We start from the raw sequence: 25,039 nt of genomic DNA, 5'->3' as shown, positions 1-25,039 counted from the left end.
ACCCGGGGCATTCCTGGCCGACTGGTGCAGGGCGCGGGTCAGAAGAGCACGGTGGCGAGGGTGCCGACCGGGCGGAAGCCGCAGCGTTCGTACACCCGGCGGGCCGGCACGTTGAAGTCGTTGACGTAGAGGCTGACCGTCGGGGCCACCCGCAGCAGCGCGTCGCGCACCACGGCCGCCATGGCGGCGGCGGCGATCCCCCGTCCGCGCCACTCCGGGGCCACCCACACCCCCTGGACCTGGGCGGTCCGCCGGGTCACCACCGCCAGCTCGGCCTTGAAAATCACCCGGTCGTTGACGAACCGGGCGTACGCCCGGCCGGCGCGGACCAGCTCGTTGACCCGCCGCCGGTAGCTGCGGCCACCGTCGTCGGCAAGCGGTGACACCCCGACCTCCTCGGTGTACATCGCCACCGCCGCCGGGAAGAGCCGGTCGACCTCGCCGCTGCCGACCCGCCGTACCTGTGGGTCGGGCGGCACCGGGGGTAGGCCGTCGGTGACCAGCAACGGCTGGTTGGCGCGTACCGCCCGGGCCGGCCCCCACGCACCGTCGAGGCGCTCCCAGAGCCCGAGTACGGCGTCGGCCCGCCCGACGATCGACGAACAGATCCGCTCCTCACCGGCGAGCAGGTCGGCGAAGGCGGCGACGGCCGGACCCGAGGCGAGCACGGGGGTGAGGTTGCCGCCGAGCCAGCAGATCGCCTCCAGGTTGCGGCGGGCACCGTACCCCAGGATCCGCCCCTCGGCCCGCCACCAGGCGAGCCCGCGGGCGGCGACCCGCTCGGCCACCTGTGCCCCGGCGAACGGGTCGAGGTCGAGCAGCCGTTCGACGGCACGACGCTCCGACTCCCCGAGTTGTCGCACCGGCATCGTCAGCACGCTTATCAGCGTGCCAGATGGACCCGGGGCCGCGCCGGCCGAGTGCCGAGCCGGCTCGGCCCCGACGCAGGCGGCGGCCCGCAGCCGACCGGCTCGGCGGACCTCACCCGGGGGTCAGTGCACGGTGACCGTCGGGCCGGGGACCAGCTCGCGCAGCTCCTCGGGCAGCTCGGCGCCCATCTCGTCGGCGATCCGCAACGCCTCGGCGATCAGCGTCTCCACGATCTGCGCCTCGGGAACGGTCTTGACCACCTTGCCCTTGACGAAGATCTGGCCCTTGCCGTTGCCGGAGGCCACCCCGAGGTCGGCCTCGCGGGCCTCACCCGGGCCGTTGACGACGCAGCCCATCACGGCCACCCGCAGCGGCACCGGCAGCCCCTCCAGACCGGCGGTGACCTCCTCGGCGAGCTTGTAGACGTCGACCTGGGCCCGCCCGCAGGACGGGCAGGAGACGATCTCCAGGCCGCGCTCACGCAGCCCGAGGGACTCCAGGATCGCCGCGCCGACCTTGATCTCCTCGACCGGCGGGGCGGACAGCGAGACCCGGATGGTGTCGCCGATCCCCTCGGCCAGCAGCGCGCCGAAGGCGACCGCCGACTTGATGGTGCCCTGGAACGCCGGACCGGCCTCGGTGACGCCCAGGTGCAGCGGGTAGTCGCACTGCTCGGCGAGCTGCCGGTACGCCCGGATCATCACCACCGGGTCGTTGTGCTTGACCGAGATCTTGATGTCCCGGAAGCCGTGCTCCTCGAAGAGCGAGCACTCCCAGAGCGCCGACTCGACAAGCGCCTCGGCGGTGGCCTTGCCGTACTTGGCAAGCAGTCGCTTGTCCAGCGAGCCGGCGTTGACGCCGATCCGGATCGGCGTACCGGCTGCCGAGGCCGCCGCGGCGATCTCCTTGACCTTGTCGTCGAACTGGCGGATGTTGCCCGGGTTGACCCGGACCGCCGCGCAGCCGGCGTCGATCGCGGCGAAGACGTAGCGCGGCTGGAAGTGGATGTCGGCGATCACCGGGATCTGCGACTTGCGGGCGATCGCCGGCAGCGCCTCCACGTCGTCCTGCGACGGCACCGCGACCCGGACGATCTGGCAGCCGGAGGCGGTCAGCTCGGCGATCTGCTGGAGGGTGGCGTTGACGTCGGAGGTGAGGGTGGTGGTCATCGACTGCACCGAGACCGGCGCGCCGCCACCCACCGGGACGTTGCCGACCATGATCTGGCGGCTGACCCGGCGGGGGGCGAGCGGCGGGGGCGGTACGGCGGGCATACCGAGACTGACTGCGGTCACTTCAGGCACTCACCTTGAGAAGAGCGTGATCGGGTTGACGACGTCGGCGGTGATGGTCAGCAGCGTGAACGCGCCACCGATCAGGATCACCCCGTACGTCAGGGGCATCAGTTTGAGGTAGTCCACCCGACCCGGGTCGGGCATGCCCAGCCGGGCGTAGACCCAGGACCGGGCCCGCTCGAACCAGGCGATGGCGATGTGTCCGCCGTCCAGGGGCAGCAGCGGCAGCAGGTTGAACACCCCGATGAAGAAGTTCAGCGAGATGAAGAGCATGAAGAAGACGATCCAGGCGTTGTTCGCCACCGCCTCGCCGCCGAGCCGGCTGGCGCCGACCACGCTGACCGGGGTGTCGATGTCGCGTTCGCCGCCGGTGATCGCCGTCCAGAGCGCCGGCACCTTCTCCGGCAGCCGCTTCATCGCCTCGTACGTGCCGACGGCCAGGTCACCTGTGAAGTTGGCGGTGGCCCCGAAGGCGGCGATCGGGCCGTACTCGACCCGGGCCGGGGTGCTGGGGATCAGGCCGACGCCGAGCGCGGCGACCGGGCCGACGGTGCCGTCCGGGTCGTCCAGCGGCGGGCGCTGGGTCTGCGCGAGCACGGTGCTGGTGGTGGCGTCCTGCCCGTCGCGGACGTACCCGATCTGCGCGGTGCTGCCCGGGGCGACGGTGCGGATCGCGGCGAGCAGGTCGCCGTAGTCGTTTACCGGGGCACCGTTGAGGGAGGTGATCCGGTCGCCGTCGCGCAGCTGGGCGGCGGCGGCCGGGCTGGCCGGGTCACCGGCGACGCAGGCCCGGTTGGCGAACTCGGGAACCACGCAGTCGGCGAGCGCCACCACGGCGGGCTCGGCCCGGATCTGCTCCTCGGTGCTGGGGAACTGCGGGTTGGGCAGGCCGGCGGAGATCGCCATGATCCAGATGCCGACCAGGGCGAGCGCGAAGTGGGTGGCCGAGCCGGCGGACATCACGATCGTCCGCTTCCAGACCGGGTAGCGCCACATCACCCGTTTCTCGTCACCGGGCTCGACGTCGTCGTCCTGCGGTGTCATGCCGACGATCTTGCAGAAGCCGCCGAGCGGGACACCCTTGAGGCCGTACTCGGTCTCACCCCGGCGGAAGGACCAGATGGTGGGGCCGAACCCCACGAAGTAGCGGGTCACCTTCATCCCGAAGGCCTTGGCGGTGACCATGTGGCCCGCCTCGTGCAGGCTGACCGAGACGAGAATGGCCAGGGCGAAGAGCACCACCCCGAGCAGGTACGCCATCAAGCTCCTTCCACAGATGCCACGATGATCTCCTGCGCGTGCGCACGGGCCCACGACTCCGCGTCGAGCACGTCCTCGACGGTACCCGGTTCGGCGAAATCGGGGGCCTCGTCCAGCACCCGTTGGAGGGTGTCGACGATGCCGAGAAACGGTAGCCGTCCGGCGACGAAGGCGGCCACGCACTCCTCGTTGGCCGCGTTGTAGATCGCCGGCCGGCAGCGCCCCGCCTGCCCGGCCGCCTTGGCCAGCGCCACGGCCGGGAACGCCGCGTCGTCAAGCGGGGTGAACTCCCAGGCGTGCGCGGTGCTCCAGTCGACCGCGCCGGCCGCCTCCGGCACCCGGTCCGGCCAGCCCAGGCCGAGCGCGATGGGCAGCCGCATGTCCGGCGGGCTGGCCTGGGCGATCGTCGAGCCGTCGACGAACTCGACCATCGAGTGGATCACCGACTGGGGGTGCACCGTCACGGTGATGTCGGCGTACGGCACGTCGAACAGCTCGTGCGCCTCGATCACCTCCAGCGCCTTGTTGACCATGGTCGCGGAGTTGATCGTGACGACCGGCCCCATGGTCCAGGTCGGGTGGGCCAGCGCCTGCTCCGGGGTCACCCCGGTCAGCTCGTCGCGCCGCCGCCCCCGGAACGGCCCGCCGCTGGCGGTCACGATCAGCCGCCGTACCTCCGGGCGGGTGCCCGACCGCAGACACTGGGCCAGCGCCGAGTGCTCGGAGTCCACCGGCACGATCTGCCCCGGCCGCGTCACTGCGGCCCTCACCAGCGGGCCCCCGGCCACCAGCGACTCCTTGTTGGCGAGCGCGACGGTACGCCCGGCCCGCAGCGCCGCCAACGTCGGCGCGAGCCCCAACGACCCGACCACCCCGTTGAGTACGACGTCAGCCGGCCACCCGGCCAGCTCGGTCATCGCGTCCGGCCCGGCCACGATCCGGGGCAGCCGGAAGTCACCGGTGGCCCAGCCCCGACGGCTCGCCTCGGCGTAGAACGCGAGCTGGAGATCCTGCGCGGCCGACGCCTTCGCCACCCCGACCACGTCCACGCCCAGCTCCAGCGCCTGCGCGGCGAGCAACCCGACGTTGCCGCCACCGGCACCGAGCCCGACCACCCGGAACCGGTCCGGGTTGCGCCGCACGATGTCGATGGCCTGGGTACCGATCGATCCGGTGGAGCCGAGCAGAACGAGATCGCGGGGGGAGGTCACCGCCCCATTCTGTCCCACCGCCACCGCTGCCCCGTCGGGAGCCCTTCGTCAGTCCTCGTCGCCCACTGGTGCCTCCTCGCCGAGCAGCGCACCGGGATCGATCGTGAACTCGAAGGGCTCCCGCATCACGAAACTCATCCCGGCAGCCGCCGCGGACTGCGGCCGGTACTCCCCGTCGACCAGCTCGAACAGGACGATGGTCGGAACCCGGTTGCGCAGGTCCACCCGGAGGAAGAAGGGCACGCCGGCTGCGGCGTACTCACGGGGTCGGTCGATGATGTCCTTCCGCCGGTTGCCGGGCGAGACCACCTCGCCGAGCAGGACGGCATGCCTGATGTCCATGGCCGTCCGGCCACCACCGGGGACCCGGAGCACGACGATGTCCGGAATGAAGAGATCATCGCCGGAAACCACGTTGGCCTCCGCGTAGAGCCACAGCTTGGCCCGACGGGCCGCCTGCTTCAACAGGTACGCGAGGTCAAGCTCGGCATCCTGGTGGTCGTATCCGGCGTGGGGTGTCACGATCACGCTTCCGCTGAGGACCTCGACCTTGGGGCCGTTGGTCTCGGGCAACAGGTCGAGGGCGAGCCGGGCCGTCCACGGCTCGTCGTGCCACCGGAGCGCGTCGAAGGACAGGCTGCCGGGCCGGGCGTCGGCACCGTGCGGCACCGGCTCGGGCGCATACGCCGCCTGGGCCATCCACCCTCACCCCCTCAGCAAGACATCCTGCTCGACCCACCCTAGCCACCGCAGCCCTCCGACGTACGTCGTCGCACACCCGGTCCGACGGTTGTCCCCCGACGCGTCGAACCGATCCGGGTCATGCGCCGTAGTGCGGGCACCAGCACCACGACGAGCACCAGGGAGCGCGACAGTGACCTATCCGGAAGCACACCCCGACCCGGCGCAGGAGGCGGAGAGAATCCGGCTGGAGGACGAGCGGGTCCGGCTGGAGGAGGAGCGGGTCGAGCAGGAGATCGAAGAGGCCCGGGAGCGGGAGGAGATCGCCGCCGAGATCGCCGCCGAGCACACAGCGGTGTCGATCCAGCGGATGCTGGAGGAGCACGGGGACACCGACTCGCCGGAGTACGCCGAGGCGCTCCGGTACCGACAGGTCCCCGGCACCCTCACCCCGCCCAACGCCGCCCACCTGCGCGCCCGGACCTACGACGAGATCCGCCAGCCCGACGGCCCGGACTACACCCGGGCACCGGCGGCGAGCAGCCCCCAGCCTCCGGCGGTCAACTACCAGGAGGAGGAGGAACTGCGCCGACGTCGGCGCAGGTGACCCACCGAGCGGCACCGGTCGGCGTTTCGCGGGCGTCGACCGGTGTCTCCCAGTGCCGGATTCCCGCTTAACCGGTCTGGGCCCGGTCGCTCTGTAGCGCTCCGGCCTCGCGAGGATCGACTCCAAGCGACTCCAGGGCCGCCGAGAGTGGCACGAACTGGCCCTGGGCACGGGACCGGGCAATGACAGCGGCGTCCCGGCGATCCCGAAACGCTTCGATCTCCTCCCACTCGTCGATGCCGACCAGCACCGCCACGGGTCGTTCGTACTTCGGCGTGGCGCTGAGGACCTGGGTGCCGGACCAGTCGATGTACTCGTCGGCGAAGGACCGGTCCGGCTCGCCGTCGGAGTCGAGGGTGCCGTACGAGGCGTAGAAGCGGCCGAAGCCGTACCCGCCGCCGGCGAGGGTGGCCAACGCCCACGGCCGCAGGGCGGCGGGCAACCTCTCCGGGTACCGCCGGTCCACGGTGACCTGGACGACGCCGAGCAGGTCGAACGACTCCTCGAAGGTGCCGGCGTCGCGCACCCGGCACAGCGAGAACGCGTGCGCAACCTCCTCCTGCTGGTACACCCACCGGCCCACGGTCTCCATCACTACCTCCTCGACACGCTTATTGATTTCCTGAGAATGCATCCTCGCCTGCTTGATATCAAGCGTGTCGGGCTGAATACTCGACGTCGTCGCATGATGTCGAACCCCGGAGGAACCATGACCAGCCCCCGCCACGCGCTGTCCCACCTGGAGTCGTCCCCCGTCGTGCAGGCCTGGGAGCTGGGCCTACGGCTGCGCCAGCGCCGCGAGGAGGTCGGCTTCACCGCGGCGGCGGCCGGTCGCGAGATCGGCATCATCCAGGCGTACGTCTCCGGCGTGGAAGCCGGCCGCGTCAAACTCCCGGCCCGCCGACTGGCCCAGATCGTCGAGGCGTACGAGGTGGAGCCGGAGGAGGCCGCCGAGCTGGAGCAGCTACGCGCCGGTGCCGCCCGACGGGGCTGGTGGCACGAGTACGCGCAGCTCTTCCCCGCCGAGTTCCTGCGCTTCCTGGGCTACGAGGCCGGTGCCGACCAGATCCGCAGCTTCCACCCCGAGGCCATCCACGGCCTCCTACAAACCGAGGAGTACGCCCGCGCGGTGATCCGGGGCGGCACCACCACCATCCGGCTCACCGAAGTGGACCGGCGGGTCGCCGTCCGGATGGCCCGACAGACCCGCCTCGACGGTGAACATCCCCTGCGGGTCAACGCCATCCTCAGCGAGGGTGCCCTCCGCCAGCAGGTCGGCGGCCCGGCGGTGATGCGCGCCCAGCTCGACCACCTGGCCCAGCTCGCCACGGAACGCCCCGAGCAGTTCGAGATCCGGGTGCTGCCGTTCAGCGTCGGCGCCCATCCCGCCTTCGGCGGCCCGTTCCAGGTGCTGTCGTTTCCGTCGCCCCGGCTGCCCGACCTGGTCTGGCAGGAGATCCTGACCTCCATCGACATCATCGACCAGTCGGTACGGGTCACCGACTACGTGGTCACCTTCGCCGAGACCCGGGAACTGGCGCTAGGCTCAGGCGAATCGATCGACCTGATCCGCCGGATCGCCAAGGAGATGACGTGACCCTGCCGCCCACCCCCCTCGACCAGGGCTGGTTCAAGTCGACCCGCAGCTCCGACAACGCCAACTGCGTCGAGGTGCGCTTCACCGGTGACACGGTCGGCGTCCGGGACTCCAAGGACCGCAACGGCCCCACCCTCGCCTTCGACGACACCACCTGGACCACCTTCGTCCACACCCTCAAGACCGAAGCCCCACGCCCCTGACCGACGGGGCGGCCACGCTGAGATCACTTCACTGACCCGCGCCCAATTCGGACCGACGAATCGAGTACACCCTTTCACGAAAGCCGCGCACGCTCATAGCGCAAGAACTCCGTGAAGGAACCCCACACTTTAGAAACACCCCGGTCGCCTTCTTGGTACATGAAAACCGGAGGGTCATCGAGTGCGGAACCAGGAAGCCAATAGACCTGGCAGCCCTGATGCATTGCGAATACAACAGACCCGTCTTGAATAAGATCCCCAACACTGTTCTCCGCCAGAACATCTGACGCTTCTTGCTTCAGGCCAAGGATATCCAGATAGAACGCGTCGGTTCCCGCCAGCAGCCTTCCTGCCTTTCGGCCCATCACTTGCAGGAATTCGACATATCGACCAGGCAGTCGGCCGACAGATTGGTCCTCTGCTACACGCTGAATATCGTCGTCAGACAGCCCAAGGCAGCCGTCAAGGGCCACGCCCAGGTCTTCCGCAATCGACCCCATCGCTACCCCCAACTCACATTTACTTGAATCCCAGGGAACCCCCCTCGGAACTGATCAAGCACCGATGAGCAGCTAGGACATACTTCACGCTCAAAATACAGACCAAGGCGACCAGCCCTCGCCGCCCGCCAAGCGTCCCGCAGCAGCCGTGACCGCGCGCCGAAGCAGTAGTTAGCCAGCCGGACCAAGGCCCTCGACCAAGATCGGACTGACTCAAAACTGCACTACAAGATCAAGAGCGGCCCGGCCGCAGCCGGGCCGCGCGCACGCGCTACAGCCTTCGGCCCCGCGCGTACGCCGGCAACACCGAGCTGACCGACCAACAGCCCAAACGCCAGCCGGAGCCGAAACGATCCCCTCACGTAGCGAACCAGGCGGGCGGTTCCGGGGATCGACGCCGTACCGCTGCGCGGAGCGTCGCAACCAAGCCGGACAGCCACGCCCCCAGGCGCACTCCAAAGCACCTTGATTACGTTTCTGACAATCGAATCACCGGGCAGAAATGGCAGGCCAAGCCACAGGCAGGGGCAGAACAAAGCGGGCACCGGTATTTTCCGATGCCCGCTTCACACTTACGCCGTAACGAAAACTGAGCAAGCTGGCCTAAAATCCAGCGCGCGTTAATAATTGGCCTCCTCGGTCATGCTAAACCTAGAGGCTAGGCCTTGGCTCGCGCGTCACTCCAAGCACGCTCGAACTCCTCTGAGGTTATCAGCTCAGCTCGACAGGCGGACTGGCTCGAAATTTCCTCAACCGACGGAAAGGGAATCTCCGAGAGGCCAGCCGTCGCCGTCTCATGATGCCCGTCGGCCCACTCGGACCTTCCGTCGCGATAGAGCTGAACCTTACGAACCTCGTAGCCATCCTCGCCGAGTTCGCTGAGGTAGAGCACAGGATCATCGGGGAATTCATGCTCCCACAGAACCTTGACGTACCTCATTCCTGATTCCTCCCAGAGCGGACGATGCGCCCAGTCAGATCCAGCGGTCCACTGTTCGGGACGAAGCCGGGCCGCGCGCACGCGCTACGGCCTACGGCCCCGCGCGTGCCAGGATCGCCGCAGCCCACTGCCCAGCAGTGCAGAGGATGATCCGGTCGAGGCCGAGGAGACCTTTCACCAACCGTGTTGCACGAGCGGCTCCGCACCAACGCCGCCACCGTCATTCCCCACGCGATGACCTATCGCCTGACGCCTGAAGCTGTCGCACCCCACCGGCAAGTCATCGACGATCGTCGACTACAGATGAGGCGTGACGGCAACCGATCGGACCGCTGCGCACCCCGAAACCCATCGCCCACTCTCAATGATCGGTGGCTCGCGATCATGGTTGAGCGCTCACTGTATCGAATCACTCGATCTCTATGATCAAATTCCCACCAGTAGAACCAACTAGCAATTGCCGGCCACCCAGCACGAACTGGACTTCAAAAAGCTCCGCAGCGTCATTAAATCGGGGGACCACCTCACCAACTTCAAAGCTCAGGTCAGAAAGTCCGGGAATCACAACCCTAACCCCCTCTTCGGGCGGCCAGAGATATTGCGGCACAACGACGTCAGACCTGAGTTCCACTGCGAGACTCCAGTCGGTCCAAACCGTAAGCGTTAAGGACCGGTCATCGAGAAAAACCAGCTGGACAGCTTCAAGTAAACCATCATCGCCACATATTTTGACAACCTCAAATATCTCACAACCTTGCACGTCAAGCGCGTCCGCACCCTCAGCTAGTAGCGCCACGCCCTTGCCCTGCCCGACAAATCCTCGGAATCAACGGATCGCACGATTGAACAGCCCCGAGATGAAGCACTATTTAACTTCCGTTTGTATCTTGCGGCACATTTCCAACAGAGATGCTTCGCTGTCGTCACTCCCTTCAGCCCAACCCACAACAGTCAAGGCTTCAACAATCTTGAACCCAAATTCTTGCCGCAATGCCGCTGCTGCCTGAATATATTGACCAGACCGTCCATGAATCCTGATCATCCGAGCAATATCAACTAGTCCACCACCAGAATCAATCGACGCACGAAACATATGACGCCACTCTCCCGCGCCAGGCATCACGGCCTACCGAACTTCAGCCGAACAGGGGACCCTCCAGAGACTCCTTGGTCTACATGCAACAGCTTCGTGAAGCCATGCCTTTGAGCCATTTTTCCGGTCCAGGTCATCCATGCAGCCTGCTCCGGCGTGTTTCCGCCCGCAAGTGCTGCGGCGAACGACGCCTTGTTCTCATCCACAAGGTTTCCGTTGATTGTTTGCACCTTGCTGCCTAGCGAATCCATCATCCGCCTAAAGATCACTTGCCCTCTCACCGGGCTGTTCTTCATGTCGGCCAGTAGAGTTAATCCACCGTCGGCATCAACATCACCATAAAGAAGACTACCAGTCTCGTCATGGTCCCATTCGTAGCTGTTGTCGCTAAGGCTTTCCCGGCCCCCGCAGTTGTGTACGAGGACCGGCGTGGTGCCGGCGAGTACATGGTACGTGTGGGTGTTAGTGGTGGTGAGGTTGTGGACGGTGGCCCAGGTGGTGGCGTAGCGGGCGATGGCGGTGATCTGGACGTGGGTGCCGGCGCTGGTCTGGAGCCACTGTCCGGCTGTGAGGTCGGTGGCGTCGATCCACCGGCTAAGTTCCGGCACCCAGAAGGGATGGCCGCCGGTGGCGGTGATGTCAGCGGTGACCGAGCCGTGGTCGGTGTCGGTGTCGACGGTGATGGCGACGAGGTTCTTTGTTCCTTCGCCGGTGATGGCGGCGGTGACGGTTTCGGTCTCGATGTTGCCGGTGTCGGGGTCGGTGGCGGCTACTTGGTCACCTGGTTGAACATCTTCGATGGCCTTGGTGGTGCCGTCGGCCATGAGGACCTGAGTGCCGGGGGTGAAGCTGTTGCTGGGGTCCTTGCAGGATCCTCCGGTGGCTTTGCCGTTCCCACCGCCGCCGCTGGTGCCGCCGTTGGAGCGGCTGCCTCCGCCGGAGGTCCCTCCTGGCTTGGAGGTTGCTTTGCCACCTGCGCCGCCGGCGCTTTTCCCGCCACCTCCGGTTGTCCCGCCACCGTTGTTTGAGGCGGCCGACGAGGCTTTGGGGTTGGAGTTTGCTTGGGCTCGTTTGTGTACGGGGTTGCCGGTTTTTTTGGCTTGGTTGACGGCGCGGTTGCTGGTGGTGTTGAGTTTTTCGGCGGCTTTCTTCTTTGCTGCCTGGGCTGCTTTCTTGGCGCGTTCGATGGCTGCTTTCTTGGCGGCGAGTGCTGCCGCTTCAGCGGATTTTGCGATGCGGAGGATATTCTCGGCGCGGCGTTTGGCTTCGTGTAGGGCTTGGATGGCGTTGTAGGTGCGTCGTACCGCCAAGAGGATCTTCATCCCACTTCTGGCGGCTTTCCACCCCAGGTTGAAACTGGAGATGAGGTCGACGCAGGACAAGGCGCTGCCGCCGAAGCAGCCGAGGGCGGCGTTGATGCCGAGGAAGTCCTTCAGGACGTCCCATGCCACGGAGAGGATGATGGAGGTGACGCTTTTGCCCATGTCGGCGTTGGCCTGGGCGACCTGCGCTGCGGAGAGGCCTATGCCGGCGAGGGCGGTGGCGGTTTCCGATGGGGTGAGGGAGACGGACAGGCCCGTCGGGTCGGAGTGGGTGACGGGGTTGTTGTGGGCGTAGGCGTAGCCGTTGGACTGCAACGGGTCGGCGAGGTCGAGGATGGGGTCGGCGGAGAGGAACCGGCCGACGGTGGGGTCGTAGAGGCGGGCGCCGAGTGGGGTGTAGCCGGAGGCGTCGTCGCGGACGGCGCCGAGGAACCCGGTGTTGGTTTCGGTGTTGGTGGCCAGGTAGGCGGTGCCGCGGGGGTTACCGAAGGGGTCCTGTTTGCGGATGCGGGGGGTCATGCCTCCGTTGAGGACGACTTCGGCGTAGGGGCTGCCCTGGTGGTCGCTGGCGATGGCGGCCAGGGCGGAGGGGTTGGTGCCGTGGGCGTAGCGCAGGACGCTGCCGCCGGGGGCCGAGTAGGAGCGGTGGGTGGTGACCAGCGTCCCGCCGGTCTGGGTGGTGACCTGGGCTTCACCGAGGTCGAGGGTGGCCTGCCGGCCCTTGATGGTCAGTAGCCGACTGCCGTCGGGGCCGTAGATGTGCCGGGTGTCGAGCTGCGCCTCCCAGCGCTGGGCGGCCGACCCGCCCACGCAGGCCGTCAGGACGGTCGGGGTGCCGTCGGCCGTGGCCGTGCCCTGCACCGCCAGGCACAAGCCGGACGCGAGGTGTTTCAACTGGCCGGTGGAGGAACGTTCCCACCGCTGCCCGACTCCGCCGACACACTTCTGCAACTGCACCACCGATCCGGCGGTGCTGCCGGCGGGTTGCAGGCACCAGTCGTCGTAGATGGTCAGGGCCCCGACGTCGGAGTCCGGCTGACCGGGGGCGGGAGTGAAGGTCCACTTCTGCGCGGCGGTGTTGTTGCAGGACCACAGCTGGACCGGCTGCCCGGCGACCGCCTGCCCGCCGGTCAGGTCCAGGCACTTCCCGGCGACACCCACGTACGGGGACCTGCCCTTGCTGCCCTGGCCGGTGATCCGCTCGACCTGCCCGTCATGCGTCCAGGTCAGGGTCTGCTCGTCGCCGTTGTCGACCGAGGTGACCGACTTCGTCTCGCCGGTCAGCTCGTACAGGCGCTGCGCGGCGGCGGTGATCTCCGCACCGGCCGGGGTCACGTACTCCTTGGTGACCCGGGTCAGGGTGCGTGGCTGGCTGCCGTCGGTACGACCGTACGCGTAGGTGGAGGTGGCGTCCTTGGTGGTGTCGCCGGTGAGGTCCTTCTCCACCAGCGTGGTCCGGTTGCCGAGCAGGTCGTAGGAGTACTCGTGCCAGTAACCGGCGCCGTCCGGGCCGGCGGCCACGTTGGGGGTACCACCCGAGCCGGCCGGGCCGGCGGCGCAGGAGACCTGGTCGGCCGAGGTCCACGCCTTCTTCACCTGGCCGAGCGCGTCGTAGGTGAAGCACTGCCGCTCGTGGATTCCGGTGGCCCGTTCCCGGATCGCGGTGACGTTCCCGGCGTTGTCGTACCCGTAGGAGCGGTGCGAGACGAGGTTCCCGGCGACCCGGCTGGTGTCGCCCGTCTTCTCCCGGTAGACCTGCTGGTCGGTGAGCGCGCCGCTGGCGTCGTCGTACGAGGCCATCGTCCAGACCCGGTGCGGCTGGGCGCCGAGGGTGGAGCGCAGCACCTGCCCGTACGGGGAGTAGACGGTCTCCGCGCCGTACCAGTCCTTGCCGGAGACCGACAGCGGCAACCCGTCGGCGGTGTAGCGGACCAGGATCTTCTCGCTGGGCAGGGCCCCGACCGGCGGAAGGGTGACCGATTCGGGCTGCCCGGTGTCGGTGTAGGTGTGGTCGTACCGGTAGGAGGTGGCCAGGCCCCAGGTGGAGGCGATCGACGCGGGCAGGGTCAGGGTGGTCGAGGTCGGCTGGTAGTCCTCGGTGTAGCCGCCGACGGACTGGGTGTACGGCAGGCCGTCGGTGTACCGGGTCGCCGTGGCCGGTAGGCCCTTGCCGCGGCTGGCGGTGTCGTAGGTGTACTGGCCGAGCAGGGTGCCGGTGCTGCCGCCGAGGCGCTGCTGGGTGGGGCGGGACAGTTCGTCGTAGCCGTTCCAGACGGTGACGCCCCGGGCGTTGGTGGAGGTGGTCTGCCGGTCCCGGTGGTCGTAGCCGACGGTGGTGGTGCCGCTGTCCGGGTCGGTGGCGCTGGCCAGCCGGCCTCGGTGGTCGTAGCTCCAGGTCCAGGGGCGGGTGGGGTCGGCCGAGTGGGTGGCCTTGGCCAACTGGCCCCGGGAGTCGTGTTCGTAGCGCATCGAGGTGAACTCGGTACGGGCGGAGTTGGTGAAGGTGTCCACCCGGGTGGTGCGGCCCAGGGCGTCGGTGAACAGCCGGTACGAGGCCGCCCCGGACGGGTTGATCACCGTGGAGTGGTCGGCGCCGTAGCTGTACCGGGTGGCCCGCAGCGGCACCTCGTCGCCGTTGTGGATCGGCATCTCCTCGACGACCCGGCCGAGGCCGTCGTAGGCGTACTGGGTGGCGTTGGGCACTGCCGTGTCGGCGGCCGGGGTGAACAGGGTGCCGCTCGGTGCGCCGTCGGCGTAGAAGGCGTTGCGGGTACGCCACACCTCGCCCGAGCTGTTGTGCCAGGTGTCGGTGATCAGCCGGCCGCCGCCGATGGCTGCCTCCTGGGTCTGTCGTTCCCGGCCGAGTCCGTCGTAGATGGTGACCGAGGTGTCGATCCGGTTCTCGTGTCCCCGGCTCTTGGTGACGACGTACGAGGGCTTGCCGGTCTCGACGACGTACCCGGCTTCGAAGTCCGGGGTGGCGGTGGTGCTCCGGCCGGGTCCCCAGGCCTTGACGAGGCGGCCGAGGGCGTCGAAGCGGGCCTCGCTCACCAGGTCGTTGAGGTCGGTGCTGCGCAGCACCACCTCCCGTCCCGGGTCGATCTCCTGGAGCTGGCGGTGGTTGAGGGAGTTGCGTTCCTCGACCTGGAAGGCCTGCCCGGTGGCGGGGGTGTACGTGGTGGTGGAGGTCCTGCCGTCGGGGTCGGTACGTCCGGTGACCCGGGCGAGGGCGTCGAAGGCGACGGTGCCGTCGGACTGGTAGCCGGTCCCGTCGCCCTTGAGTGACCAGGTCTGGGTGACCAGTCCCCGGGTGTTCGCGGCCAGGGCGGTCCCGTACGCGGCGCCGTCGTAGCCGGTCCGGCTGGCCGAGGCGAGGGTGCTCAGGGTGTCGAAGTCGGCGGCGGCGCAGGTGGTGGGGCTGGTACGCAGTTGCTGGGTCAGCCCGATCAGGTGCTTGTCGGTGCGGTGCAGGTACTGCACCGACGTGCAGGACTCGTCACCGGTGCGGCCGGTGTCACCCAGGGACTCGATCAGGGTGGGCAGGCCGTAGGTGGTCTCGTAGGTCGTCTTCGACTCGACGGTCCGCAGCGTGCGGGTGTCGTCGCCGGTACCGGAGGACCTGGTGAACGACCGGGTACGGGGTTCGGTGACCCGCCAGGCCCGCAGCGGGCTGAGCCCGTCGTCGCGGTTGCGGCTGCCGAGTTCCCGCGCCTCCGGGTAGGTGACGCTGCGGGTGAGCCAGTCGGTGTCGGCGTCGGTGGCCTCGCGGTAGGTCAGCTCCTCGGCGATCCGGCCGGCGAAGGCCTCGCGGTCCTTGGCGATCTCGGCGCCGGTCACGTCCGGCACGGAGACGGTGTCGCCCATGCCCCGGAAGTAGCGGGCCACCGCCTTGGTCCGCCGGCTGCCGTCACGCTCGTCGTCCTCCCCGGTCAGGACGGTGACCTGGGCGAAGCCGGCGAACTGGGAGTAGGTGCGGGTGGACTTCTTGGTGAACTCCTGTTCGGCGAGTTTCCACCCCGGGTCGTCGTAGGCGTACCGGGTGATGGTGTTGGCCGCCGGGCCTTCGATCACGGGCAGTTCCTCGACGCTCTCCACGACGTACTTGTGGAACCAGTCGATCTCTTCGGCGGAGGGGTCGGGGTGCCAGAATGCCGGGTAGCAGAGCCGGTTGTTGGACTTGAGGGCGGCCGTGTCGGACTTGCCGGGCAGACCGGTGCCGGTGGCGCAGCCGCCGGTGGGCTGCCGATAGGTGACGACGGTCTCGCCGCCGTACTCGTTGATGACGCGGGCGATGCGCAGCCGGGAGAAGCCGGGCCGGTTGTCCTTCCTGACCCGGTTCGGCATGTCCTCGGTGTTGGACTCGAACCGAACCGGGTTGAGGCTGATCCTGTCGGTGCCGCCGTCGCGTCCGTAGCCGGTACGGGTGATCGACTCCAGCCAGAGGGCGGTGTTGGGGCCGGTGCGCAGGATCGGGAAGGCCTGCTTGAGCTGGTACTCGTCGACGACCTGTCGGGCGGTGTTGCCGGGCTGCCGCTGCGTCCAGGTGGTGATCCGGTCGAGGCGCTTGCGGGTGAAGAAGGACGGCGAGGCGTTCCAGCACTTCTGGCCGGCGGCGCAGCGCAGGTCGGCCGGGGTGTCGTACCAGATGCGGTACTTGGCGGGTTGGGTGCTGGTGAAGTTGGCCTCGGTGCAGGTGAGGGACCCTTCGGCGTAGCAGCGCTCGTCGACGGAGAAGGTGACCTGGGACAGCGGTGCGGCGGAGAAGAGGGTGCTGCGCCGCTGGCCGTAGTCGATGCGGTTGAGGTAGCCGCCGCGGTCGTACCGGACGGGGTCCTTGAAGTTGAAGTTGCGGGCGTAGTGGTTGGTCTCCTTGGTCCACCACAGGCTCATGGCGTTGCCGTGGATGTCCTCGACGTAGTCCAGCGACCACCGCCAGGCCTGGGTGCAGCCGGAGTCCTTCCAGTTGCCCGCCTGGTAGCAGGGCTCACCGGCGTGGTTGCCGTACACCGGGACGGTGAGCACCGAGTCGGTGACCGGGTCACCGGAGGTCCAGCCGGGCAGCCGGTGCAGGCCGAAGTGGTGCCGCGTGCCGTCGCGGGTGGTGACCACCCAGTACTCGCCGTCGGCGTCCCCGTTGGCCTTGCCGGTGTCCTTGACCAGCTCCACCTTGGAGCCGTCACCGTTGGCGGTGAGCCAGGTCTCCTCGTCGGCGTCCCAGACCAGCTCGGTGGTGGCACCGCCGAGGGAGAGGGTGGCGTTGTTCGAGCCCCAGCAGAAGTCGCCGGTGCGGTGGGTGGCGTTGTTCGCCCCGGCCTTCTTGGAGTCCTGGGTGCAGTTGGCGTAGCTGCGGGTGATCGCCCCCGCGCTGTAGTCCCAACCGTCGCCGATCCAGGAGGCCTGGTTGTTGGTGGCCGAGGTACGCCCGTCGACCGACTGGGAGGAGTACCCCAGGTTGATCTTCGGCTGGAGACCGCCGGCCGCCTCGGGCACCTGCACCTGGTACCCGTAGGTGAAGGCGCCGGAGGAGGCACCGGCGGCCCAGGAGCCGGAGGAGAGCATCGGGGTGGCGGTGAAGTCACCGGCGGCCGAGGCCCCGGTGTCCAGCACCCCGACCACTCCCGAACCGGTGGGGTTGGCGGCGCGGGCGGCGGGGCCACCCGCACCGGTGAGCAGGGAGGCGACCGAGACGCGGCCGTTGACGATCCGCCGGGTCGGCTCGTCGTCCCCGGCGGTGGTGGGTGCCTCGTCGGCGGGGACCAGCTCCACCTCGCTGGAGATGGCCGGCTCGGTGTCCTGGCCGGGTACCTGGAAGGGAGACACCCGCAGCGGGGCCGCCCCACCCGGGTCGGCGGCGCAGTCACCGCCGTCGGGGTCGTCGAAGACGCAGTCGGGCAGCAGCATCAGGCCGAACCGGTCGGCGGCCTGCGGGCCGTACAGGTCGGCGAAGGGCGTGTAGTCGACGGTGAGCGCCACCTCGGCGGCCGGGTCGGCGGTGGCCGGCGGGGTCAGCTTCATGATCAGACCGGACACCCCGGCGGCCTGGGAGGCCTCCGGTGCGGCCAGGTCGACCGTCCAGGTGCCGACGAGGTCGGCCGGGTCACCGCCCGCCGGCACCCCCAGGGCGACCGGCAGGTCCTCCACCGGCAGGGGTACGCCGGGAGCGGCCCCGGTCAGGTCGACCGCGCCGCTGTCGGCCTGCCAGGGTTCGACGGCCTCCGGCTCGTACGGCACCACCGGCACCTCGGCCGCGGTGGCCAACCCGCTGTCGGCCTCCTCGTCCCGGTCGACGTGCACCATGGTCGGGATCTCCGGCAACTCGACAGGCATCCCGGTGCGGCTCATCCCGGGGCCGGGCACCGCCCACGCCTCGGCCGGCACCAGCGTGACCAGCAGGGTGGTCGAGAGCGCCAGGGCGATGGCCGTGCGGGTGCGGGACCAGGGCAGCCGGCTCGTGGTCGCCGGGTCGGGTCGGCCGGGCCGCCGTCGGAGCAGCAAACCGGTTCCAGGCATACGTCGACTCCCACCCAGGCGTGCAGACGAAAGGAGACCCGCGGCAGGGCCGCGAGAGCACACGCCGGGCACGGCATGCGTCTGAGCACTGTCGACCAACACGGGCAGCAACTCAAGGTCACCTTCAGTGATGTCGACCTCGCGGCAGTGACCTCTGTCACCGGCAAATCACGGCTCAACCTCGCGTGCCGGAACTTTCTCCCACAGTGGACTTGTGGAGATTCTTCCCTTAGCTGACCTGCGACAAATGGCGCAAAAGCTCGATCTCGCGGGCGTAACCGTCGATCACCACTGCGTGATGATCACGAAAAGGTAAACCTGGCGACGCTAACGCGATCGATCGGTGGCGTGCGATCGTGTGCCCCGCGTCCTGCCCCCACGGCCCCCGCCGGATGGGCTGTCCGTCGTTGCCATCCCTGTCCGCCGGCCCCCACGGGAGTAGACCGCCGTGACCGCGCCACGCCTGATCGAACCCTTCGTGCGTACGCGCACCCGGCTGCTGTGCACCATGGGCTTCCTGCTGGCCGCCCTGCTCGCCGCCGCGCTGCCGTTCTGGCTGCGACCCGAGGACCCCCGGGTCGGGCGGGACCGGGCCACCGCGGCAGCTCCGGCTGTCGCCGAACGTGACCATGCGAGCGCGATGGCCGAGGCCCGCCGTACCGGGCAGGAGGTGGTGGTGGAGACCGAGACCACGGAGACCTCCCAGACCTGGGCGCTGCCCAGTGGACAGCTGCGGACCACCATCTCCGCGTTGCCCCGGCGGCTGAAGACCGACACCGGCGGGTGGGCAGCGGTCGACACCACCCTGACCCGCTCCGGGCAGACCGCCGACGGCCTCGACATCCGCCCGGTCAACGCGCCCACCCCGGTCCGCTTCTCCGGCGGCACCCCCGCACCGGGCGGGAACCGGAAAAAGCCCGGCGGCACCACCCAGTCCCTGCGGCTGCTCCCGGTCGCCCACACCGAAGCCGAGCCCGAGGCCGCCGCCGAGCCCGCCGACACGGTCCTGGCCGAGGTGCAGATCGGCGAGCACACCGTCAGCTACCTGTGGCCCGGTCCCCTGCCGGCGCCGGTGCTCGACGGCCCCCGGGCCCTCTACCCCGAGGTACACCCCGGGGTGGACCTGCTCGTCGTCGCCCGCGAGGAGGGCGGCTTCGGACAACTGCTGATCGTCAAGAACAACACTCCCGCCACCACCGGCGCGGTCGCCTCGCTGACCTACGGACTGCGCTCCACCAGCGCGGTGTTCCAGCGTGACCAGGCCACCCACGGGGTCATGGTCCTCGACCCGGACAGCGGCAAGGAGATCAGCTCGATCCCCAGCCCCTACGCCTGGGACTCCGCCGGCCGGGAACCCTCCTCCCCCGAGGTGCCGCCGCGAACCTCCGTGGCCACCCCCGCCGACGTGCTACAGCTCTCCGGGCTCACCGGGGCCGAGCCCGGTGCCCGCCAGGCACCGATGACCACCCGCCTCGACGGCGACGGCACCGGCGAGGCCCGCCTGCACCTCGACGCCGCCGCCACCGGACTGCTCACCGACGCCGAGACGACCTTCCCCGTCTTCCTGGACCCGACCCTCAAGAGCGGGCTGCAGTCCTGGGCCACCATCCTGAAACAGCACCCCAACACGAACACCTTCTACAGCACCAACTTCAACTCCGGCACCTCGGTCGCCCGGGTCGGCTACGAGAGCGACACCCCGCTGTTGACTCGTTCCTTCTGGCGGATGAACTTCGACAGCCGAATCAAGGGTGCCACGGTCAGCGAGGCCACCTTCCGGGTCGAGAACACCCACTCCTGGTCCTGCACCGCCCGGGAGATGCAGCTCTGGCTGACCGGGGCCATCTCCTCCAGCACCACCTGGAACAAACAACCCGAGTGGCAGACCCTCCAACAGCGCAGGTCCTTCGCCCACGGCTACGCCTCGAACTGCGACAAGGACTACGCCAGCTTCACCGTCCTCGACGCTGCCAGGGCCGCCGCCAGCAAGGGGTGGGGCAGCATCACCCTGGGCATGCGTGCCACCAGCGAGTCCGACACCCTCACCTGGCGCAAGTTCCGGGCCAACAGCGCCGAGCTGGAGGTCGTCTACAACACCCCGCCGACCGAGCCGAAGGACGGCCGGACCTCGCCCGGTGGTGCCTGCGTACCCGGCCCCGGTGCCGGAGCCACCATCGCCCGCACCGCCATCACCCTGTCGGCGACCGCCTCCGACAAGGACGGCAACCTCAAGGGACTGCGGTTCCGGTTTTGGCGCACCGGCACCACGGTGCCCGCCGGCACCCTCGTCACCACGAGCAGCACCGGCAAGGCGTCCCTGACGATCCAGGCCAGTTCCCTGGTGGACCAGGCCACCTACTCCTGGGACGTCCGGGCCGAGGACCACTCGAACGCCAACTCGTCGTACTACCCACCCGGCACCGAACCCTGCCGCTTCACCATCGACGCCTCGGCACCCCCGGCACCGGACGTCTCCAGCGAACAGTTCCTGGAGGCCACCCCTGACGGGGCCACCTGGTCGACGGTGAAGTTCGGCGGAACCGGCACGGTCCGCTTCACCGCCGCTGGCGCGACCAGCTTCACGTACTCCTTCGAGAGCATCGGCAGCGAGCCGGTCCCCGCCTCGGGCGGCGAGGCCACCGTCACCGGCCTCCGCCCACGCCACGCCGGCCCCAACACCCTGCACGTGTACGCCTACGACGCCGCCGGCAACCGCAGCGTGCGCACCGACTACACCTTCTACGTACCACCGAGGGACACCGCCGACCAGCCCGGCGACACCACCGGCGACCAGATCCCCGACCTGTTCGTGGTGACACCCGAGGGCAACCTGCGCAACTACGTCGGCGACGAGGGCGGCGAGATCTACTCCTGGCTCGCCGCCTCGTACACCAAGGACAACACCCTGAACCCGTCCGGCCACTGGTACGACCCGGCCACCGGCAAAGCCGCCCTGATCACCAAGCATGCCGACGCGTACCCGGGCGACGGCTCCACCGACCTGTTCGCCCGTACCCCCGACGGCCGGTTCTGGCTCTACCCCGGCGACGGCTACGGCAGCTTCGACGTCGACCGCCGGCTACGGGTCCTGCTGCCTGCCAACGCACCGGACCCGGCGACCTGGACCCAGCTCAAGGCAGTCGGTGACGTCACCGGCGACACCCTGCCGGACCTGTTCGTCCGGGCCGGCACCGCCCTGTGGGCCCTCTCCGGCTACACCGGCGCCAGCTTCCAGGAGGCCACCCTGATGGAGGGCACCGCCTGGGCCCGCCGGGACGCCGCAAACGTCGCCGACATCGACCAGGACGGCACCCCGGACCTCCTCTGGCGCAACCTGGACAACGGCAACATGTACGTCCGCCACGGCCGGCCGGGCCCGGTCCCCGGCAGCGTTGACCTCAACTCCCTCAAGCAGGCCGCCGCCTCCCGCGACGGCGACGTCTCCTACGGCACCGGATGGTCGGAGGCGAACATCAGCGCACTGATCACCATCCCGGACGTCAGCGGGGACGGAGTGCCCGACTTCTGGACCCGCTCCGGTACCGACGGCCAGATCCGGCTCTACTACCCCTCCCGTACCAGCACGGGTGCCGCAGTGAAGGTCGTACTGGGCTCGGACTGGAGCGGCATGAAGTCCTTCGGCTGACCGTACCCATCGGCGAACGAACTGGCCCGAGCAGATTCCTGCTCGGGCCCGTCGCGTCGGGAGTGTGGCGATTTCCGTGTTTGGGCCTGTGGTGTGATCGAGGTTGTTAGATGGTGATCCGGTCGCTGTAGGCCAGGATCAGGGCGTTGAGGGCCTTGGCCCAACCGTAGACCCGGCCGGTGATACTCCCGCCGCCCCGGCGTTTCTGCTGGACGACGAGGTAGAGGACCTTCATCGCGGCCTGCTCGGTCGGGAAATGCCCGCGGCGGCGGGCGGCCTGCCGGAACCGGGCGTTCAGGGACTCGATGATGTTGGTGGTGTAGAGGACTTTGCGGACCTCGTGGTTGTAGTCCAGGAACGGCACGAACTGGGGCCAGGACTGGCGCCACAGCTTGATGACGGCCGGGTAGCGGTCGCCGAACTCGGCGGCGAACGCCTCGAACCGGGTCTCGGCGGCGGCCACCGTGGGCGCGGTGTAGATCTCCCGCAACGCGGGGGTGATCTTCTGCCAGTCCTTGCGGTTGGTGTAGCGCAGGCTGGCTCTGACGAGGTGGACGACGCACTGCTGATGCACCGCGAGCGGCCACACCTGTTCGATCGCGTCGGTCATGCCCTTGAGTCCGTCGGAGCAGACCATGAACACGTCCTCGACGCCCCGGTTACGCAGTTCGGTGAGGTAGGCGGCCCACTGCTTGGCGCCCTCACCGCCGGTGCCGGCCCACATGCCGAGCACGTCGCGTTCCCCGTCGAGGCTGATCCCCACGACGACGTAGACGGGTCGGTTCGCGACCTGCCCCTGGCGGATCTTCATCACCAGGGCGTCGATGAACACCACCGGATAGATCCGGTCCAGGGGGCGTTGCCGCCACGCTTCCATGTCGGCCAGGACACTGTCGGTGACCCGGCTGATCAACTCCCGGGACACCTCGGCGTCATACACATCGGCGAGATGCGCGGAGATCTCCCCGGTCGTCAACCCTTTCGCGTACAACGACAGGATCGCCTCGTTGAAGCCGTCAAGGCGGCGGGCGTGTTTCGGCACGATCCGCGGGGTGAACGACCCGGCCCGGTCCCGAGGGACCTGGATCCGCACCGGCCCGACCTCGGTCTGCACCGTCTTCACCCCGTGACCGTTACGGATGTTGACCCGCCGACCGGTCTCCTCGTCAACACCGGCGTCGTCGAGGTGGGCGTCCAACTCGGCGTCGAGCGCTGATTCCAGGACGGTGCGGGTAATCCCGGCGAGGAGCCCACCCGATCCGACCAACGAGACTCCGTCGGCCTTGGCCCGCTCGACCAACTGCTGGGCGAACTCCCGCTCCGCCACCGACGGCCCCGGAAGCTGAACCGGATTCTTCTTGTCTGCCATGACGTGGTCCTTCCTGGACAGGATCGACGTCCTGTCCAACGGACCACACCCAGGTCAAACACGGAAATCTACGCAGTCCCGTCGCGTCGGGGTGTGCGTCCGGGTTCCCGGACACGGGACATCCGGTTGGGCGTTCAGCCGCCCATCGTCTGATCGTAGGCCTCGATGAAGTCCCTGGTCGGGGCCGCCGAGTGCCGCAGCTGGGCCAGCGGGACCGGAGTTACGCGAGGTGCCGACTTACTCACCCTGAGCTTGCGTGGTTCTTGGAATCCGGAGAATGGCGGGGGGACCGATTACTGGTTCTACCGGAAAGGCGAGGATCTTCTTGTGACGCGCGGTGATGGAAGCTTTGTGACCATGTTCCCAGGCGCAAGCGGTAACGATTGGTTCAATGGGGCCACTCAAATCCCTTGCGGGTGTAGGTAGCGGGTGAGGGTGACTTGAATGGCGCTACTAGCTGAGGGCGCGGACGCGCTTGACGTGCAAGGTTGTAAGATCTTCGAGGTTGTCAGAATATGTGGCGATGATGGTTCACTTGAAGCTGTCCAGCTGGTTTTCTCCGATGACCGGTCCTTAACGCTTACGGTTTGGACCGACTGGAGTCTCACAGTAGAACTCAGGTCTGACATCGCTGTGCCGGAATATCTCTGGCTGCCCGAAGAGAGGGTTAGGATTGTGATTCCCGAACTTTCTGACCTGAGCTTTGAAGTTGGCGAGGTGGTCCCCCGACACAATGACGCTGCGGAGCTTTTTGAAGTCCGGTTCGTGCTGGGCGGCCGGCAATTGCTAGTTGGTTCTACTGGTGGGAATTTGATCATAGAGATCGAGTGATTTGATACAGTGAGCGCTCAACCATGATCGCGACCCACCGATCACTGAGAGTGGGCGATGAGTCTCAGGGTGCGTAGCGGTCCGCTCGTGTTGCCGTCACGGTTGCCGACACGCCTCACCGGTAATCGGCCATCGTCGACGACTTGCCAATGGGGCGCGGCTTCAGGCGTCAGGCGATAAGTCATCGCGTGGGGGATGACGGTGGCGACGTTGGGTGCGGAGCCGCTCGTGCAACACGGTTGGTGAAAGCTGTCCTCGGCCTCGACCGGCTCATCGTCTGCACTGCTGGGCAGTGGGCTGCGGCGATCCTGGCGCGCGCGGGACCGTAGGCCGTAGCGCGTGCGCGCGGCCCGGCTTCGTCCCGAACAGTGTGCGCGCGCACCAGCGGCGGCGGTGGGAACGGCAAAGCCACCGGAGGACCCTGCCAGGACCCCAGCAACAGCTTCACCCCCGGCACCCACGTCCTCATGGCCGACGGCACCACCAAACCCATCGAAGACGTCCACACCGGCGACCAAGTAATCGCCACCGACCCCGACACCGGCCACACCTAAACCGCCACCGCCACCGCCACCGGCACCGGCACCGGCACCGGCACCGGCACCAAACACCTCGTCACCATCACCATCGACACCGACGGCGAGCACGGCACCCACACCGCAGACATCACCGCCACCGACAGACACCCCTTCTGGGCCCCCGACCTCAACCAATGGGTCGACGCCACCGACCTCAACCCCGGCCAATGGCTCCAAACCGGCACCGCCACCCACATCCAGATCACCGCCATCACCCGCTACACCACCCAACGATCCACCGTCCACAACCTCACCACCGCCAACACCCACACGTACCATGTGATAGCCGGCACGACGCCGGTCCTCGTACACAACACCGGTGGATGCATCAATTTTGTTTCGAAGGGTGCAGGGCTTGACCTTCGGCGTACCGCAGAAATCGATGGTGAGACCTAGAGATTCAATATCGGTCATGGGTTTAATTGCGCTCATGAAGGTCCTAGCGGAATGAATGATCTTCGAAGCACAACATTGACGGCAGATCAAGTCGAGACCGCGATTGCTCGTGACGTGAATGCCTTCAGAG

General features: G+C 68.2%; 17 protein-coding genes and 1 pseudogene. 6 read left to right on the top strand and 12 right to left on the bottom strand.

Annotation, left to right across the window (positions count from 1 at the left end; genetic code table 11):
* Positions 1-38: 38 nt before the first annotated feature.
* The 5 genes from GA0070617_RS08965 to GA0070617_RS08945 form a co-directional block, all read right to left on the bottom strand.
* Positions 39-878, bottom strand: coding sequence for a GNAT family N-acetyltransferase (locus GA0070617_RS08965; RefSeq protein ID WP_091435538.1), 840 nt, complete (start codon positions 876-878; stop codon positions 39-41).
* A 114-nt stretch (positions 879-992) separates the two neighbouring features.
* Positions 993-2,165: a flavodoxin-dependent (E)-4-hydroxy-3-methylbut-2-enyl-diphosphate synthase gene (gene ispG / locus GA0070617_RS08960; protein ID WP_091435537.1), complete on the bottom strand. Its 1,173-nt coding sequence runs from the start codon at positions 2,163-2,165 to the stop codon at positions 993-995.
* Between the two features lie 9 nt (positions 2,166-2,174).
* Entirely contained in the window at positions 2,175-3,425 is a 1,251-nt protein-coding gene (locus tag GA0070617_RS08955) for a M50 family metallopeptidase (protein WP_091435536.1), read from the bottom strand.
* The gene (gene dxr, locus GA0070617_RS08950) at positions 3,425-4,636 is read right to left on the bottom strand and encodes a 1-deoxy-D-xylulose-5-phosphate reductoisomerase (RefSeq protein ID WP_091435535.1); all 1,212 of its coding nucleotides are present in this window, start codon (positions 4,634-4,636) and stop codon (positions 3,425-3,427) included. Before dxr ends, GA0070617_RS08955 begins: the two co-directional genes overlap by 1 nt.
* A 48-nt stretch (positions 4,637-4,684) precedes the next feature.
* Positions 4,685-5,335 carry a Uma2 family endonuclease gene (locus GA0070617_RS08945; RefSeq protein WP_091435534.1) on the bottom strand — a complete coding sequence of 217 codons (651 nt, stop codon included), beginning with the start codon at positions 5,333-5,335 and terminating at the stop codon, positions 4,685-4,687.
* A gap of 175 nt (positions 5,336-5,510) precedes the next feature.
* Between GA0070617_RS08945 and GA0070617_RS08940 the strand changes: the two genes are divergently transcribed.
* Complete coding sequence (locus GA0070617_RS08940) at positions 5,511-5,924, top strand: hypothetical protein (protein ID WP_091435533.1); 414 nt, start codon at positions 5,511-5,513, stop codon at positions 5,922-5,924.
* A gap of 67 nt (positions 5,925-5,991) precedes the next feature.
* Here GA0070617_RS08940 and GA0070617_RS08935 read toward each other — a convergent pair whose 3' ends face one another.
* A complete protein-coding gene (locus GA0070617_RS08935; protein WP_091446132.1) occupies positions 5,992-6,234 on the bottom strand; it encodes a prevent-host-death family protein in 243 nt (80 codons plus the stop codon).
* Between the two features lie 399 nt (positions 6,235-6,633).
* Here GA0070617_RS08935 and GA0070617_RS08930 point away from each other — a divergent pair, with 399 nt between their 5' ends.
* Together GA0070617_RS08930 and GA0070617_RS08925 are read left to right on the top strand one after the other, a co-directional pair.
* On the top strand, positions 6,634-7,521 hold the full coding sequence (locus GA0070617_RS08930) for a helix-turn-helix domain-containing protein (RefSeq protein ID WP_175440474.1): 888 nt from the start codon (positions 6,634-6,636) through the stop codon (positions 7,519-7,521).
* Entirely contained in the window at positions 7,518-7,724 is a 207-nt protein-coding gene (locus GA0070617_RS08925) for a DUF397 domain-containing protein (RefSeq protein WP_217628779.1), read from the top strand. Before GA0070617_RS08930 ends, GA0070617_RS08925 begins: the two co-directional genes overlap by 4 nt.
* 74 nt (positions 7,725-7,798) lie before the next feature.
* Here GA0070617_RS08925 and GA0070617_RS08920 read toward each other — a convergent pair whose 3' ends face one another.
* The 5 genes from GA0070617_RS08920 to GA0070617_RS08905 form a co-directional block, all read right to left on the bottom strand.
* Positions 7,799-8,224, bottom strand: coding sequence for an SMI1/KNR4 family protein (locus tag GA0070617_RS08920; RefSeq protein WP_091435531.1), 426 nt, complete (start codon positions 8,222-8,224; stop codon positions 7,799-7,801).
* Between the two features lie 2 nt (positions 8,225-8,226).
* Positions 8,227-8,412: a deaminase domain-containing protein gene (locus GA0070617_RS32370; RefSeq protein WP_139135626.1), complete on the bottom strand. Its 186-nt coding sequence runs from the start codon at positions 8,410-8,412 to the stop codon at positions 8,227-8,229.
* 470 nt (positions 8,413-8,882) lie between these two features.
* Positions 8,883-9,164, bottom strand: a complete 282-nt coding sequence (locus tag GA0070617_RS08910; protein WP_091435530.1) for a DUF6881 domain-containing protein — start codon at positions 9,162-9,164, stop codon at positions 8,883-8,885.
* A gap of 409 nt (positions 9,165-9,573) precedes the next feature.
* The gene (locus GA0070617_RS29820; protein ID WP_139135625.1) at positions 9,574-9,960 is read right to left on the bottom strand and encodes a hypothetical protein; all 387 of its coding nucleotides are present in this window, start codon (positions 9,958-9,960) and stop codon (positions 9,574-9,576) included.
* Positions 9,961-10,283: 323 nt separating this feature from the next.
* On the bottom strand, positions 10,284-18,089 hold the full coding sequence (locus GA0070617_RS08905; protein ID WP_091435529.1) for a ricin-type beta-trefoil lectin domain protein: 7,806 nt from the start codon (positions 18,087-18,089) through the stop codon (positions 10,284-10,286).
* Positions 18,090-18,537: 448 nt separating this feature from the next.
* Here GA0070617_RS08905 and GA0070617_RS08900 point away from each other — a divergent pair, with 448 nt between their 5' ends.
* On the top strand, positions 18,538-21,735 hold the full coding sequence (locus GA0070617_RS08900) for a DNRLRE domain-containing protein (RefSeq protein ID WP_091435528.1): 3,198 nt from the start codon (positions 18,538-18,540) through the stop codon (positions 21,733-21,735).
* A gap of 106 nt (positions 21,736-21,841) precedes the next feature.
* Here GA0070617_RS08900 and GA0070617_RS08895 read toward each other — a convergent pair whose 3' ends face one another.
* Positions 21,842-23,104: an IS256 family transposase gene (locus tag GA0070617_RS08895; protein ID WP_091435527.1), complete on the bottom strand. Its 1,263-nt coding sequence runs from the start codon at positions 23,102-23,104 to the stop codon at positions 21,842-21,844.
* 444 nt (positions 23,105-23,548) lie between these two features.
* On the opposite strand from GA0070617_RS08895, the gene GA0070617_RS29815 reads away from it, so the two are divergent.
* Both GA0070617_RS29815 and GA0070617_RS32365 read left to right on the top strand, forming a co-directional pair.
* Positions 23,549-23,935, top strand: coding sequence for a hypothetical protein (locus tag GA0070617_RS29815; protein WP_139135624.1), 387 nt, complete (start codon positions 23,549-23,551; stop codon positions 23,933-23,935).
* A 383-nt stretch (positions 23,936-24,318) separates the two neighbouring features.
* Positions 24,319-24,834, top strand: a pseudogene (locus GA0070617_RS32365) (Hint domain-containing protein); the annotation flags it as partial.
* Positions 24,835-25,039: the final 205 nt, after the last annotated feature.

Origin of the sequence: Micromonospora yangpuensis, assembly GCF_900091615.1 — a bacterium.
Lineage (GTDB): Bacteria > Actinomycetota > Actinomycetes > Mycobacteriales > Micromonosporaceae > Micromonospora > Micromonospora yangpuensis.
The sequence above is the reverse complement of the archived record's forward strand: the minus strand, read 5'-3'. Positions and strand labels throughout refer to the sequence as shown.

What these genes read in the sequence shown, in the direction of transcription:
- GA0070617_RS08955 (WP_091435536.1), bottom strand. Translation starts at nt 3,425, where the DNA reads ATGGCGTACCTGCTCGGGGTGGTGCTCTTCGCCCTGGCCATTCTCGTC.
- GA0070617_RS08945 (WP_091435534.1), bottom strand. Translation starts at nt 5,335, where the DNA reads ATGGCCCAGGCGGCGTATGCGCCCGAGCCGGTGCCGCACGGTGCCGAC.
- GA0070617_RS08930 (WP_175440474.1), top strand. Translation starts at nt 6,634, where the DNA reads ATGACCAGCCCCCGCCACGCGCTGTCCCACCTGGAGTCGTCCCCCGTC.
- GA0070617_RS08920 (WP_091435531.1), bottom strand. Translation starts at nt 8,224, where the DNA reads ATGGGGTCGATTGCGGAAGACCTGGGCGTGGCCCTTGACGGCTGCCTT.
- GA0070617_RS08910 (WP_091435530.1), bottom strand. Translation starts at nt 9,164, where the DNA reads ATGAGGTACGTCAAGGTTCTGTGGGAGCATGAATTCCCCGATGATCCT.
- GA0070617_RS08905 (WP_091435529.1), bottom strand. Translation starts at nt 18,089, where the DNA reads ATGCCTGGAACCGGTTTGCTGCTCCGACGGCGGCCCGGCCGACCCGAC.
- GA0070617_RS08895 (WP_091435527.1), bottom strand. Translation starts at nt 23,104, where the DNA reads ATGGCAGACAAGAAGAATCCGGTTCAGCTTCCGGGGCCGTCGGTGGCG.
- GA0070617_RS29815 (WP_139135624.1), top strand. Translation starts at nt 23,549, where the DNA reads ATGGCGCTACTAGCTGAGGGCGCGGACGCGCTTGACGTGCAAGGTTGT.